The following is a 16,112-nucleotide window of genomic DNA, read 5'->3' on the forward strand; positions in this document are numbered from 1 at the left end:
TAGCGCAGCACCCTGTTACCACAATCATAAAACTGCAATAATATAAATAACAATACTTTGACTAATGATAGCTATGCTGTAGGTTTGCACCCATAAAATAGCCGCTATGCAAAACTTGCAAATGGTAGACCTAAAGCGTCAATACCAAAAGATAAAACCAGAAGTAGATGCCGCAATACATGAGGTGCTGGACAGCACTATGTTTATTGGAGGAGCTCATGTTAAAGATTTTTCTACTGAGCTAGCTGATTACTTGGGCGTAAAACATGTAATACCATGTGCTAATGGTACTGATGCATTACAAATAGCCTTAATGGCATTGGGTGTACAGCCTGGCGATGAAATTATTACAACATCATATACTTATATAGCTACTGTAGAGGTAATTGCGCTTTTAAAACTTAAACCTGTATTTGTTGATGTAGATGCTGATACATTTACTATGAATATAGAGGGTTTAAAAGCGGCTATCACTCCTAATACCAAAGCTATAATACCTGTTCATCTTTATGGACAGAGCGCTAATATGGAAGCTGTATTGGCTGTAGCTAAAGAGCACAACCTTCCTATTATAGAAGACAACGCACAAGCTATAGGTGGCGATTATACTTTCTCTGACGGAAAAACTGTAAAAAATGGCTCTATGGGCCTAATCGGTTGCACGTCATTTTTCCCATCTAAAAACTTGGGTTGCTATGGTGATGGTGGTGCTATGTTCACCAATGATGATGCCATAGCTGACAAATTGAGAATGATCGCCAATCACGGACAATCAAAGCGCTACTACCATGACATGGTAGGTTGCAATAGCCGATTGGATAATATACAAGCTGCCGTGCTTCGTATCAAGCTTCGCCATTTGGATGAGTATTGTGATGCCCGTAGAGCTGCCGCTGATTTTTATGATAATGCTTTTAAAGCAAGTGATAATATTATTACTCCTTTTAGAGCAGCTTACAGCAAACATGTTTTCCATCAATACACCTTACAACTGAAAAATGTTGATAGAGACGCTGTAAAAGCAAAACTGGAGGAACGCGATATCCCTTCTATGATATACTACCCTGTTCCTTGTCATAAGCAGAAGATGTTGGCTGAATTTGGCGGTGCTTCTTACGACCTACCGGTAACAGATATGCTGCAGGACTGCGTTATATCACTACCAATACATACCGAACTTACCAATGAAGAGTTGACCTATATAACAACCAACTTCCTTGAGATAGTAAACGAACTAAGCAAATAATGAAAGCTATAGAAACCCCATTTGAAGGATTATTCATATTAGAACCTAATGTCTTTAATGATGATAGAGGCTACTTCTTCGAGAGCTTCAATGCAAATACATTAAAAGATATTACAGGTTTTACGAATACTTTTGTTCAAGACAACCAAGCACGCTCTACCATAAATGTACTTCGTGGCTTGCACTATCAAAAAGCGCCTCATGCACAAACAAAGCTGATAAGAGCGCTAGAAGGTGCCATATGGGATGTTGTGGTTGACTTAAGAAAAGACAGCAAAACATACGGTCAGTGGTATGGAGTTGAGTTATCTGCTGAAAACAAAAGACAATTCTTGATTCCTAGAGGTTTTGCTCATGGCTATTCTGTTCTTAGCGAAACAGCAGAGGTATTCTACAAATGCGATAACCTTTATAACAAACCAAGTGAAGGTGGTGTTATCTATAACGACCCAGACCTTAAGATCGACTGGAAGATAGACCTGAACAAGGCTATAGTCTCAGAAAAAGACCTGGTACTACCTAGCTTCAAAGATGATAATAGTGGTTTCTAAACCACGGTAAATAATAAAAGGGCTACAAATTGTAGCCCTTTTATTATGATTTCATATTTACAAATTGCAGTGGCACATCTAAGCCTGCAGATTTACATATCTTCATTACCTCCTGTAGATCATCAATTTTTTTGCCCGACACTCTTACCAGATCATCTTGAATAGCAGGTGTCACCTTTAGCTTACTATCCTTTATTAGCTTCACCACTTTTTTAGCATTCTCCCTATCCAATCCATTCTTTACATTCAACAGTTTTTTCAAATGCTTACCAGAAGCAGCAGCCTCCTTAGACATATCGAAACTATTAGCTTCGATACCCTGACGCATAGCTTTGGTAAGAATGATATCTTCAACCTGTCTCATATGCATATCACTCTCCACTTCAACAGTCACTGTCATATCTTTCTTATTCAATGATATATCTACATGAGAGCCTTTGAAATCATAACGGTTCTCAATCTCTTTTTTGGCAATATTTATAGCGTTATCTAGAGTTTGCAGGTCTACTTTACTTACAATATCTAATGAAGGCATATGATTTTATTTTATTGTATTTATCAAGATACATCAGTTTGCTAAAAACTGCAAGGTTAGTCCAGCTGCTCTTCCAGTTGTATCAGCTCTTCAAAGAGTTTATCATATTCTTTTGTTTGCACCTCAAGTGCCTGAGTGTGCATCTTGTACTCTTCGTCTAGCTTCAAAAACTTATCCTTATCTGCATAGAACTCAGGGTTAGCCAACTGTGCTTCTATCCTTGTTTTTTCTTCTTGCATTTTAGACACTTCTTCTTCTAACTTCTGTAGTTTCTTTTGCTTCTTCTGATGCTCCTTTCTCAACTCTCGCAACTCATCAGTTTGGGCTTGGGTCTTTTTTTGCTCTTTTGGTTTTTCTTCAACCACTACTTTAGCAGGTTGCTTGCGCTTTTCTCTCTCTTGTTCAAAAATGACATACTCATCATACGTCCCTACAAACTCTTTTATCTTCTTATCTTCTATATACCATATTTTATTTGCGGTCTTACTGATAAAATACCTGTCGTGAGAAACCAATATAAATGTGCCTTTATATTTATTCATGGCATCTATCAGCATTTCTACCGATTGCATATCCAAGTGGTTGGTAGGCTCATCCAGCATCAGGAAGTTACCCTTCATCGCAATGGTCTTTGCTAAAGCGACTCTGGCTTTCTCTCCACCAGACAGCACTTTTATCTTCTTAAACACATCATCCCCACTAAACAAGAAACAACCCAATAGCATTCTTAACTCCAACTCAGTTTTCCCTGTTCCACTCACCAGCATCTCTTCCAGTATCTCATGCTCTAAACCAAGCGATTCCAGTTGGTGCTGCGCATAAAAGCTTTCTTCTACATTATGCCCTTTTTTCACTTCGCCATCCACATCTTCTACTCCTGCGATGATCCTCAACAAAGTAGACTTACCCTTACCATTGGCACCTATCAGCGCTATCTTGTCTCCTCTATTTATTTCGGCACCTGTATTATCCAGTATTTCCAGCTCTCCATAGCGCTTACTTACACCTTTCAGCGTGGAGATGATCTTACCCGGCTGTACCGCCACATCAAAGTTGATGTTCATCACGGGTACCGAAGCATCTGGAGATTCAACCCTATCCAGCTTATCCAACTTCTTCATAGCACTTTGCGCTTGTGCCGCTTTAGAGGCCTTTGCCTTAAATCGTTCAATAAACCGCTCCTGTTGCCTTATATATGCCTGCTGGTTCTCAAACTCTCTTTGTTGCATCACCATCCTTTCTGCCTTCTCTTTTTGGAAGAAAGTATAGTTACCCGTGTATTGATATAAGTTTTGTTGCCAAACCTCAACGATCTTATTTACCATTCTGTCGAGGAAATACCTATCGTGAGACACAATAACAACACTACCTGGGTAAGCTTGTAAATAACGCTCCAGCCATTCAATAGATGGTAAGTCTAAGTGGTTGGTAGGCTCATCCAGTAGTAATAGATCGGGTTGTTGCAACATCATTTTAGCCAACAGCACTCTCATTCTCCAGCCACCACTAAACTCATCATATGGTCTTTGTAGATCCTTAGTGGAGAAGCCAAGCCCTTCCAGCACCTCGGCCGTTTTATGTTCCATCTCGTAGCCACCTGCCACTTCAAAATCATGTAATACATGGCTATATTCATCCAACAGCTGTTCATCATCAGGCTTGTCTTCCAGCTGTGTTAATAGCAATTGCATCTTTTTTTCCAGCTCATGAGCTCTTTCATAGGCCTGCATACCAACAGTAAGGATAGATTCCTGTGTTGAAAAGCTCAATAGATCCTGATTAAAGAAGCCAAGACTCACATCTTTAGGCTTATTGATAGCACCACCATCTATCTGATACTCTCCTGTCATCAGCCTCAACAAGGTAGACTTACCCGCACCATTGCTTCCTACAAGACCTATACGCTCACCTACACCTATTTGCCAATTAGCACCATCTAGTATAGTTCTCGAGCCAAAATGAAATGAAATATTCTGTAACGAAATCAACATAAGGCTGCAAATTTACAAATGAAGAGCATAGCATTTATACTTATTGTAGATTTGTGTAAATTTTTTCCATATGCGTTTTATCTATCTGTCTATTATACTTGTTGCTTTTACCTTATCAGGGTGTAATAACAAAAAATCAACAAAGACAGATGATAATACAAACGACAGATACCTATCGGTAAACAGCACACTAAATACAGACAAAACGAGTACTCTGACAGTCATACTGCAAAGCTATCTCGATCTAAAAAATGCTTATACTGAGAGTGATGAGCCAAAAGTTAATGATGCAGCAAAATACCTAGCATCAGCATGTAAAACATTACAAGACCAAATCTCCAGTGACACGATCAACACAATGCCCCCTAGCCCTCTGCTAGATACTATCATACAATACTCTGAACAGGCACTATCTATCAAAAACGAATCTGTAGAGCTTAAAAGAGTGCCTTTAAAAACTATATCCAACGCTCTATATCAATTACTTAAAGAATATAAACTGAAAGGAGTAAAGATATACCAACAATACTGTCCGCTTGTTTTCAATGAAAATGGCGCCTACTGGCTAAGCAGCGAAAAAGAGATACAAAACCCTTATTTAGGCAAAAAAATGCTAGAATGTGGTGAAGTGGTTGATATAATTGAATAAGTAGCCTTAAATTGCTGCACATATCTAATAAATACTCCATTGAAGCATATAATAATTATACTATTCCTATTCTTTCCTATTTGTCTATTGGCACAAAACAAGGTGACGATAAGCGGATATGTGAGAGACGCCAGTAGTAGTGAATCACTTATTGCGGCTACTATATATGTTAAAGACTTAAAAATTGGCACACAAACCAATACCTACGGTTTCTACTCTATAACATTACCTACAGGAAAACACAACCTCATCTACTCTTATATAGGCTATGGAAGTAAAGAAATAGAGCTTACCCTTACAGAAAGCAGCACCTACAATGTGGAGATGGAGAACCAAGCCAGAATTAAAGAGGTAGAAATACGCTCAACCAGAAAGGATGAAAATGTGAAAGGGACAGAAATGGGCACCATCACCATTGCTGTAGATAAGATAAAAAAGCTACCTGTAATGTTTGGAGAAACAGATATCCTGAAAACACTACAACTAATGCCAGGTATACAATCAGCAGGTGAAGGTAATTCTGGTTTTTACGTGCGTGGTGGTGGCCCCGATCAGAACCTAATATTACTAGATGACGCAGTTGTATATAATACAGGTCATCTCTTCGGTTTCTTTTCTGTCTTCAATACTGATGCTTTAAAGAACGTAACACTCATAAAGGGAGGTATGCCCGCCAATTACGGAGGTAGGCTATCATCAGTTGTAGATGTGTCTATGAAAGAAGGCAACATGAAAGAGTATCATGCAGAAGGTGGCATAGGACTCATTGCATCACGACTAACGCTAGAAGGCCCAATAAAAAAGAACAAAGGTTCATTTATGCTATCGGGAAGACGTACTTATATAGACGTCTTGATTAAGCCCTTTGCTAATGAGGCTTTAAAAAACTCAGGGTATTTCTTTTACGATGCCAACCTAAAGGCCAATTATCAGCTTACTAAAAAAGACCGCGTATACTTGAGTGGCTATTTCGGTAGAGACAAATTCAAATTTGCTAGTAGTAGTGGTGCTTTTGCAGCAGACATACCTTGGGGAAACAGTACTGCTACCCTTAGATGGAACCACCTTTTTAACGATAGACTATTCTTAAACACTACTGCTGTTTATAATGATTATCAATTTCAGTTTGGTGCCAATCAGGGGGATTTTGATTTCAAATTATCATCGGGTGTTAGAGACTATAATTTTAAAACAGATCTAGACTACTACACTTCTTTCAACCATAAGTTCAAAGCCGGGCTAGCATATACTTACCATAAATTTATTCCTAATCAAGTATCAGGCAGTTCGGGAGATGTGGAATTGAAACCTAACAATGCCCTTATAAAATATGCGCATGAAGGAGGAGTATATATAATGGACGATTTTGACTTAAACACAAGAATAAAAATAAATGCGGGCATTCGCTATTCTTGGTTTGCACAATCAGGTCCATATACCCGATACCAACTAGACTTTAACGGCAACCCATCAGACAGCACCGTATATGGCAAGAACGATATAGTAGAAACATACGGAGGACTTGAACCAAGGCTAAACATTCGCTACCAAATAAATGAATCTTCTTCTATTAAAGCTAGCGCAGCCAAAGCTTATCAGTATATACACTTAATTACAAATAATGGCAGTACCCTACCTACCGATCTATGGGTACCTAGCACCATACAAGTAAGGCCACAAAGTGCATGGCAATACTCAATAGGCTATTTTAAAAACCTATTTGACAATGCTGTAGAGACTTCTGTAGAGATCTATTACAAGGACATGAATAACCAAGTGGAATACCGCGAAGGTTATGTACCTAATACCATAAGAGATCCTGAATTGGATTTTGTTTTTGGTAATGGAGAGGCTTATGGTGCAGAATTCTTTATCAATAAAACCAAAGGAAAATTCACGGGATGGATAGGCTATACCTTGTCTTGGACATATAGAACATTTAAAGACCTTAATAATGGTAACCGCTACCCTGCTAAATATGACCGAAGACATGATGTATCTTTAGTAGCCAGCTATGAATTAAATAAAAAATGGACTTTATCAACCGTATTCGTATACGGCTCGGGTAATGCGATAACACTCCCTACCAACTATTATATTGTAGATTTAAATGTAGTACCTGACTATAGCGACCTAAATGCTTATAGATTATTTGCATACCACCGCCTTGACCTGTCTGCTGTGTATACACCCAAACCTAAAAAGCCCAATAAAAAATGGCGTAGTAGCTGGGCATTCTCTATCTACAATGTATATAGCAGACAAAACCCATACTTCTTATATGTAGACACAAAAGGGGATTTAAATCAAGGAGTAAAAGCAACGGTAAAGCAAGTATCCATATTTCCTATTCTACCAAGTATTACCTACAATTTCAAGTTCTAATAGACGGGTTAAAATATTGACTACCAAAGATATATTAAATCTTTATGTCATTTCTGTGACAATTAAAACATTATGGTATATTGCTAGAGCTTACATTTGTATTGCGCCGTTAAAAGTAACATGATGAACTTTGTGAATTATATTCCTATTGCTACATCTGTTTTTTCAGCTTACTTCTTTATCCAACTTTTATTACACTGGTTAAAGGACACGTCCTCTATATACCTACTATGGTGGATGCTAGGTATTTTCTTTTATGGCGCTGGTACAGCTACTGAAAGTATTCATGCCACTATGGGCTATATGCCTGCTAACTTTAAAGCATGGTATATCTTTGGAGCATTACTTGGAGCCGCACCTTTAGCTCAAGGCACAGTACACTTACTTCTTAAAACGAAATTTTCAGATTTCCTATCTTATGTTTTAATCCTTACTATCATTGTTGTTTCTGTTTTAGTCATCAGATCTCCTTTAGTTCCCGGTGAGCATGATAAGCTAGGTGGCTATATTCTTAAGTGGTCATACATTAGGTACATAACACCATTTATCAATGTATATGCTCTTATTTTCTTAGTAGGCGGTGCTGTTTATTCTGCAATATTGTACGCACGTAAGGGATTGTATAAAAAACGTATGTGGGGTAATATACTCATAGCAATTGGCTGCCTATTAGGTGGTATAGGAGGAGCAGGTGCCAAAGCAGGTTATATAGAAGTATTATACATAACCGAGTTTGTTGGTATCCTATTTATTTATGCAGGGTATCTTATGGTAAAACTAAGTTCAGAAGAATCTATACACCCCAACCAGTCTGACGCTATAGCCTAATAGGCATATTTCACTTCTTAATAGCTGGTTAATCGTTAACAAACTTCCTGTTAACCAGTTCTAAACATAGCGTTAAGCAAACATAATTCTTTGGAGCTAGGCTCGTTCTTGTTGCATCTTTGTGTCAACAAAACACACAACAGCGTCTCGGGCGTTTCAAAACAAAAACACACACAGTAAAAAAACACAATCATGCAAAGCACGATCACTCTTCAACAACAAGCAACTTTACACATCGGAAAAGCTATAGCAAAAAAAAATGCACTTAAAAAGAATGCACTCTTTGTTGCTATCATCACTTGCATTGTTTTAGCAGTTAACCTTTAAGTTTTTTACTAAATGCTTGTATGCTACAGATAATAGTGCAGTAGAATATAGACAACAGCTACATGGCATCATAACAAGTTCTCTCTTATCCTCTATATGTAACAGAAGCCTCCAGTCTTGGAGGCTTTACTTTTTCCTGAAAATGTTGTAGGCTGCATTCAGAGCATTTGTTGCACAAACAACTAAATAATAAAAGTAACCTGATACACTAAAATCATCTACAGTATAGCTTTATTACAGTTGGCTGTTTCCCTTTTTCTATGATGTGTAGTATATAAAAACCTGGCATTATATTATTATCTGCTATACTATGGGTGCTACTATTTGCCGTAAATTTATGTTCTAACACCTTCCTACCTAAGCTGCTGTACAATGCTACAGAATATTGTTTGTTATTGGTTAAACCACTCAGCATTAGAATACCACTTTCGCCATAGCAGTTTATATTAGAAAGCATTTTTTGTTCACTTCCAATAGAGGTAGTGCCTGTTTCTTTAAGCATTGAAACAGTAAATACCTTATTGCTAAATGTAGATGACACAATCCTTACTGAATCAACGCGCATTAAAGGTTCTTTATGCATACTATCAAACCACAGTAGCATAGTACTATGTGTTGTTATTATATTATTAGGCGGTGATATCCCTTGCATGGTATCATTTCTAACACTCTCAACTCTTGCCCTTAAAACATTATTATACTGTTTACTTTTAAGCTTTAAGGTACCGTACCCATCGGTTTCTGTAGTAGAATAACCCGTACCTGTAACAGTAAAAGAAGACACATTATAACTCACTGAAAATGTATCTACAAATGTCATTTGATAGCCTAATGATCTTTGTAGCACAATTTGAGGATCTGTATAATTGATTACTGTGAGACCAGAACCTGTACCTGCAGCAACTACACCTACTATGCTGTACTTGGTAGCAGTATTTTCAACAAACACATCCGCATTCATACTTGTTTCAGCAATGTTGGCTTTAGCAAATTGACTACCAACACCCGATGGGGCATTATTCTTATCCAATACTTTTAACACGAAAGAATCGACTATATTCAAATTAGAATAATCCCACACTTGGCTTGCACCTGAACCTCCAGAAGAGTACCCGATTGTATCGCATGTATAATAATGTGCCGAATCACCAACAGAATAATTTACTACATTTTGTAATATAGGCTGGGCGATAGTAAAACTGTTCACCCATAACATCAGTAAAGTAATAATAAACGTACGCTTCATTTTTTTTGTTTTTATAGTTAAGATTTAATAATTACGACATCATTATTTTTCCTGTGTTCAATGTCTATAAGAAAACATAAAGGATACGGCATATACCTTCACATATGTCTATAAATGCAGTACACACATAAAAGGTTGCCTGACGTAAAAAAAATCTTACCACAAAAAAGCTTTAACCAAAAGCTAAAAAACAATAATATCAACAGTTAATGCGGATGCTTTACTATTAACATTAGGTTGCAAACTAATTCGAACATTCACAACATTTATACCCAATACTGAAGGATCTATTGTATACGTAAAAAGGGGGAACTAAATAGTTCCCCCTTAGATTCACAGTAATAATTGTTTATCTATTGATTATAAACTTCGCATTTATCATTTTTCCATTTTGTAATTTAACATTGACAAAATAAACTCCTGAAATCCAGTTACTAGTATTGACTTGAAGTGCTTTTGCATCCGGCGCCGGAATAGTTTTCACTACTCTACGTCCGGTAACATCATACACACTAACAACCGCTCCTGCACCCCATGCATTACTGTTTGCTATAACAACATAGTCATTTGCAGGGTTAGGATGTACATTAATTGTTTCGCTATTAGGTATGTTATTTAAACCACCTTCTTCATTTGTCTCATTATTACTAGTTTTCAACATTGGCATTAAGTCTAATACCACATTACCGTTTTCTTGAGCCAACCACATTCTCGCGATTTCGCCAGCTCTTGTATTTGGGTGTAATGCGATAGCATCTAGTATTTCTTTTTCCGAATTTGAAATACCAGCATTTAACTTATTATTTTCCAGTCTGTCGATATATAGTTTTGCTACCTCTTTATAATCTTCATTTTCTATTTTATCGATAGCATTTTTAGCACTAGTTATATCGTTAGCTTTAAGATAATATGGAACTGCCATTCTGTATTGGCTATTATCAGCATATAGTTTTGCAATTTTGCTCCATTCATTCATGTCGCTATATCTACTAACAAGATTCATAGTATGAATGCTCTTTTCATATGCAAGATCGCTAATGATACCTTCATTTAATTTTCTTGCAGATTGATTTTTTTGTGCAGCTATCATATCATTATCTACTGCTAACTCAGGATAGTTTTCAGACATAGCATTCCAAACTGCAGGCTTCAAACCAGCATTAGCAATTAACACTTTTTTGATATCCGTCATATCCATTGCAGGTATATGCTTTATAGCTTTTATCATTACATCGTCACTTAGATAAGGACCAGCATCTTGTAAGCGTTGAGCCATATCAGAACTACTATAAAAAGATGTTTCAAGCATTTCATGTAACTCTTGGCTATTACCATCGTGTATAGTTTTATTAAGTGCGGCTAAGCGATTATCTGCCATAGCAATATCATTAGAAATGTTTGATATGCTAAATGCAGTCATTTGCTTAGGCTCACCACCACCACCTGCGGTACCTCCTCCTACATATGGAAGTGGATCAGGACATGCATTATTTTGACTAGCCATACAATTATTTGCGTTAATGATCATATTGGTTGGTGCACCAGTATAACACACAGGCTCATAAGCAGTACCAGCAAAGTGATAATTATAAGTAAAGTTCAAACCAGGCTGAGGCGCATTAATACCTATATGTTCCTCACCACCACAAATTGGATTTGTTCTAAATAAATTACCAGCTGGTGACGTATTGGTCAAACAATAACCTTGATCTGATAATAGACCTGGAGAAGGAGGATAGTTAGGATCGTTGTGATGCGTAAAATACTCTGATACTAATATGCCACGCAATTCATTCTCAGAAGTCAGATCATTACATCTTATCTGTACACCTCTACAGTCTTGGTTAGCAGTTATACCAATATCTGTATGTACAGTGTTTCTGTATATCCTATAAGCATACTGAGTACCAGGGTTGTTTGTTATACCAGGATCATTGTTAGTATTATTTATAATAATACCAAACTTAGCATATAGCTGGCCTGCTGGCATACCTGGAAGTGTAACTTTATGCTCAACAATTGTATTGTCTTGTATAGAGAAGATATCTGCATGAGAAATATTAATACCATAAGAATCGTAATAGAACGCGGCATTATTCTCATCCTCCATGTCACCAACACTGGTATAAACTACAGAACCTAATTGATCGTCTAACGGCTCGCCAACTTCAATTGTATTATTAGTAATAATTAAGTTGTTTACTAACCTTGCTGCAATAGAGCGCCATAAGTTTATAAAGTTGCTGTTCTTAATTTCAATATTGTCTACTTGTCCAAAATCAGCACCAGCATGAATACCTCTTGTAAGGTCTGTAAAATCACAACCATCTACTGTATAACCAGCATTATGGCTAACGATTCCAGCACCTCTCAAATCAGGTCTGTTAGGGTTGATAGTATTTAAGAACCTAGAGTTTAAAACATTAACTCCATGGGATGCCCAAATAGCGATAAAATCTTTTGAACCATATCTTACTGCACCATCATCATAGTTAGTATACACTTCATTGTTCAATACGGCATCTGCTACGAAATCACAGTTGTCGATAGTAGAACTTTGAAGAAATCCATATTCAGCAAATGATACAGAACGTCTACAATTATGGAAGGCTGAGTTTTCTGCCCATACATATCCTCCATCTTTACCTGGGAAATATTGAGGGAAGTCATCACCATCATAGTATGCACCACCACTGTAAACACCAACATAAGCATTATCAATGTTAGACCCATTTCTGATAATAACAAGACCTTGTTGTGGTGAAAATTCACCTGCAACGCTAACTTGAGATTGATCTACTGTAGGATTACCTTCTATAATAATACCACCCCACATACGATTACATTCATTAGTAATTGTAGCATTATCTACTACCAAAACAGCACCTGGCTCTACAACAATATGCTTACCTCTACCCATAGCTACAGTACAACCAGTTATTGTCAACTTTGAACCAGATTGTACTATCACTGTTTTTTCTTTATGCTGATAGGTTGACCAAGTTGTATTCGATTGTATATATTCTGTATTACCCTTATCATTAGCAAAGAAAGTATGCCAAGATGGTGGCAAATCTGCAGACCATGCACCTCTACCATAACATGTAGCGTATATTTTACCTGTACAATAGCTGATCTCAAGATCCATTACCATGCTATTAGGCATGTTTTTAGAGAAACAACGCCATGCACTACCCGGATCATCAACATCTCTTGCATAAACACCAATATCAGTACCTGCAAATAGTGTTTTTGATTGCTCATCATATACTATTGCATTTACTGGTCCGTCAGGTAAACCGTCAGAATAATCTATCCAAGTCCATGAACCATTTTGGTATGTACCACAGTGTACTCTATCCTGACCTGGCGCACCGTACCAACTCATACTTGCCCAAGCTCTATAATGACCCGGTGCAAAATATTCTAATGGATCAATACACATATCTACAGGAATGTAATTATTAAATATCTTACTAGAGTTACCTGCGTTATGATGATAACCCCATGTAGTACCACCATTAAACGTGTAGAAAAAGCTACCATTAGTACCATCCCACAGACCTGACGAATAACCAATGATCATATCCTTGTTATTAGGATGAGCTGCATAAGCTGATATTGGTTTATTGCTCGGAATAGCCCAACTTCCCGACAGGTCATTCCAGTTTAGTGAATTGGTAGATTGATTAATGTTTAATCTGAAAATATGATATCCAGCATAATATTCTCCTTCATAGGTAGTTTTAGGCTTGGTATACCAGCCTGTATGAAATAGGTGACTGCTACGAATATTACCTACGCCACCTCCAGTATAAGATGAACCGCCTATCAATATATTCTGAGTTTGTCCTCCACCATAGTTCACGATATAAGTACCAGATAACTCCTGACGTTTAGCATACTTGGTAAACCAGCCGTCTGCATAAAGACTATTGGTCCAATCCTTATAGTTTAGCATGTTTGATGTCATAATACCATTATCAAAAGCAGCAACCATTACATCTCCGCTATGAACATCAGATGTTATACCAAATGATTGGCTACAATCAAATACATCTGTTTTTGCTGTAGGCTCACATGTTAAGCATTCCCATGATCCATTTCTATATACAGATAATCCTCCGTCATGGCCTGCAAAAAGATCCTCAGTACCATTTCCATTATCATGAATATACATGCTTCTAACATCAGCGTGAGTACTACTTACACCCCAACCCGAAGCCACACTTGCTGCGCCTGAATTGCCATTATAAAAAGAATAGAAAGAAAGACCATTATGATAAACTCTATTTCCATCTATTTTAGACATCTCCATATCATTGTAGAAATTCCCTCTATTATTAACACCTGAGAAATTCCCCATATCCGTCCAAGTAGAACCGTAGTCTGTACTTTTTTGAATATGACATGTGCCAGCAAAAAAGTCTGGCATCACTAAAGAATATAAAGTATTAGGAGTTGCAGGAGAATAGCCAGCAACAAGATGGTGTATATTAGGCTGTGTCAATGAAACATCATCAACTTTTACACGTTGATAGCCAATATAACCGGCTTTAAATTGCACTTCAAATACCAGACGGTTATAATGACCACCGCTAATATTTCCTGTATAAGTAGGTATGTTATAATTTGAAACAAATGTGTTACTACCGTGGCTTGCTATAACAGAAGGATCGGTATCACTATCATAAAGTGTTATTGGCGTACCAGTACCAGAAGTAAGACAAGAAGGATCGAAAACCCAACCATACTGACTAGACATATCTTTTAATTTGATCACTAGTCTAGTATTAACTGGTAAATCTACTTTTGTATTAAAAGTTATCGGCGTATTAACACTACCAAAAACTCCAGGCACCTTTGTTTCCATACACAATCCTTGTAACAAGTTAGTAGGAGACCAATTAAAATAATTTTCTGCAGCGCCATTTACCCACTCCCAAACGCCATCGCCAATAGCTGTATTTTGCCCCCAAGGACTAAAGCCTAACCAACTACTTGAATTATTAGTAAAGGCACCATTAGTTACTACATCAGTAGTAGCATTAAAAGCACTTGTAGTTAAATTTGACGTAATGTTAGTAAATGTAGGAGTGTTAACAATATCTGTACAATTGTCTGTTTTCAATAATAAAGCACTTGTAAAAAAACCATCAAAATTACCTTGTGTTGTAATAAACATAGGAGCTGGTCTGTAAGGGCTACTAGTAGCTTCTAAAAAAGTGATATTATGGAAACCTTTAAATAGCCTATCAGGGTCAGCATTTAAATTTGAATAATCAAGCAATGTTGTTACAAAAGTTCCAGAGTGTATTCTCAACACCTTGTATCTTGTTGTAATAAACACCATTCCGCTTGAAGGGTGGATCTTCATATCCATAACTTTATCTTCCTTATCCCAATTAAGGCTACCTATTTGTAGACCATTAACAACACTAAATGTTTGTCCATCATCAGGAGATTTCATTACAGAGAAAGTTTGATCTGCGCTATGTGTCACCACCTCTTCTGTAGACCCCATAGCTGCGTAAATAACGTGTGGTGTTTGAGAAAAGTCGACAACAAAGCTACTAACACCTAGCCCATCAAGTTGGGCATCATTATCAGTAAGACATACCCAACTAGCACCATCATTTGTTGTTTTCCAAATTCCACCAAAGGTATTCGATATGTATATCTCATTCTTATTATTTGGGTTAACAAGCACATCAGTTACTCTACCCAAATGAGGAGTGGCCATACCCTGAGGTCCAATAAAGTTCCATGGTTGACCTTCATCTTCTCCGCTACAGTTTCTCCAGTAATCTGTTTTAGCATTAGCTCTTTGCTTGAGGGCATAGGCTTCAGAAAAGGAGTGCAACTTACCTGTTTTTGCATCTAATCGATTCTGCCAGAAAAACTTCCATCGGGCATACCGTTTAGCGTCTCCATCTTCAGCTGTATCCGTTTCCTGAGATTCTGCAAATAGCTTATCGCAATTTTCTACTATTTGCTTGTAGGTGAGATTGGGGTTGCTTGCATATTGCTTCCATTTAGATGTAGCAACCTCTTTTTCATTTTTTTTGCTTTCTTTTTGTTGGGCAGTACCCGCCTGAGTAATGAACAACAAGGCAAAGCAGCAGATAAATACCTGCAACCTTTTAAGTTTTCGTAGGTTCATAAGAAAAGGGTTTAGGTTTATAAATAAGACTAACATTAGTAAAAAACTACTGCTAGTCATACTCTGCAAAGTATATACATTTAGTAGAAATCAAGATGCTTGATACAACGAATGAACATTTTGGTTATACAAAACTCCTATCTCATTCTACAAAGACTTCCTTATCGACTTATAATTACTTACCACTTCTT

10 protein-coding genes are annotated in these 16,112 nt (G+C 37.2%); 6 read left to right on the forward strand and 4 right to left on the reverse strand.

The annotated features are described in order from the left end of the window. Positions 1-106: 106 nt before the first annotated feature. Together R2800_05395 and rfbC are read left to right on the forward strand one after the other, a co-directional pair. Positions 107-1,246 carry a DegT/DnrJ/EryC1/StrS family aminotransferase gene (locus R2800_05395; GenBank protein ID MEZ5016468.1) on the forward strand — a complete coding sequence of 380 codons (1,140 nt, stop codon included), beginning with the start codon at positions 107-109 and terminating at the stop codon, positions 1,244-1,246. Further along, entirely contained in the window at positions 1,246-1,797 is a 552-nt protein-coding gene (gene rfbC, locus R2800_05400; protein MEZ5016469.1) for a dTDP-4-dehydrorhamnose 3,5-epimerase, read from the forward strand. Before R2800_05395 ends, rfbC begins: the two co-directional genes overlap by 1 nt. A gap of 43 nt (positions 1,798-1,840) precedes the next feature. Here the strand turns inward: rfbC and R2800_05405 are convergent, their stop codons facing one another. Next, positions 1,841-2,332, reverse strand: a complete 492-nt coding sequence (locus tag R2800_05405; GenBank protein MEZ5016470.1) for a YajQ family cyclic di-GMP-binding protein — start codon at positions 2,330-2,332, stop codon at positions 1,841-1,843. 56 nt (positions 2,333-2,388) lie between these two features. Next, on the reverse strand, positions 2,389-4,323 hold the full coding sequence (locus tag R2800_05410; protein ID MEZ5016471.1) for an ABC-F family ATP-binding cassette domain-containing protein: 1,935 nt from the start codon (positions 4,321-4,323) through the stop codon (positions 2,389-2,391). A gap of 70 nt (positions 4,324-4,393) precedes the next feature. Between R2800_05410 and R2800_05415 the strand changes: the two genes are divergently transcribed. From R2800_05415 to R2800_05430, 4 genes are all read left to right on the forward strand, one after another. After that, positions 4,394-4,972 carry a DUF3347 domain-containing protein gene (locus R2800_05415; GenBank protein MEZ5016472.1) on the forward strand — a complete coding sequence of 193 codons (579 nt, stop codon included), beginning with the start codon at positions 4,394-4,396 and terminating at the stop codon, positions 4,970-4,972. Positions 4,973-5,011: 39 nt separating this feature from the next. Then, positions 5,012-7,357, forward strand: coding sequence for a TonB-dependent receptor (locus tag R2800_05420; GenBank protein MEZ5016473.1), 2,346 nt, complete (start codon positions 5,012-5,014; stop codon positions 7,355-7,357). Positions 7,358-7,477: 120 nt separating this feature from the next. Further along, positions 7,478-8,185: a hypothetical protein gene (locus tag R2800_05425; protein ID MEZ5016474.1), complete on the forward strand. Its 708-nt coding sequence runs from the start codon at positions 7,478-7,480 to the stop codon at positions 8,183-8,185. 192 nt (positions 8,186-8,377) lie between these two features. Next, on the forward strand, positions 8,378-8,512 hold the full coding sequence (locus tag R2800_05430) for a hypothetical protein (GenBank protein MEZ5016475.1): 135 nt from the start codon (positions 8,378-8,380) through the stop codon (positions 8,510-8,512). Positions 8,513-8,726: 214 nt separating this feature from the next. Here R2800_05430 and R2800_05435 read toward each other — a convergent pair whose 3' ends face one another. Together R2800_05435 and R2800_05440 are read right to left on the reverse strand one after the other, a co-directional pair. After that, positions 8,727-9,758, reverse strand: coding sequence for a T9SS type A sorting domain-containing protein (locus R2800_05435; GenBank protein MEZ5016476.1), 1,032 nt, complete (start codon positions 9,756-9,758; stop codon positions 8,727-8,729). Positions 9,759-10,107: 349 nt separating this feature from the next. Further along, positions 10,108-15,921 carry a T9SS type A sorting domain-containing protein gene (locus tag R2800_05440; GenBank protein MEZ5016477.1) on the reverse strand — a complete coding sequence of 1,938 codons (5,814 nt, stop codon included), beginning with the start codon at positions 15,919-15,921 and terminating at the stop codon, positions 10,108-10,110. Between the last annotated feature and the right edge of the window lie 191 nt (positions 15,922-16,112).

It is taken from the genome of Flavipsychrobacter sp. (assembly GCA_041392855.1).
In the GTDB taxonomy this organism is placed as follows: domain Bacteria; phylum Bacteroidota; class Bacteroidia; order Chitinophagales; family Chitinophagaceae; genus UBA5543.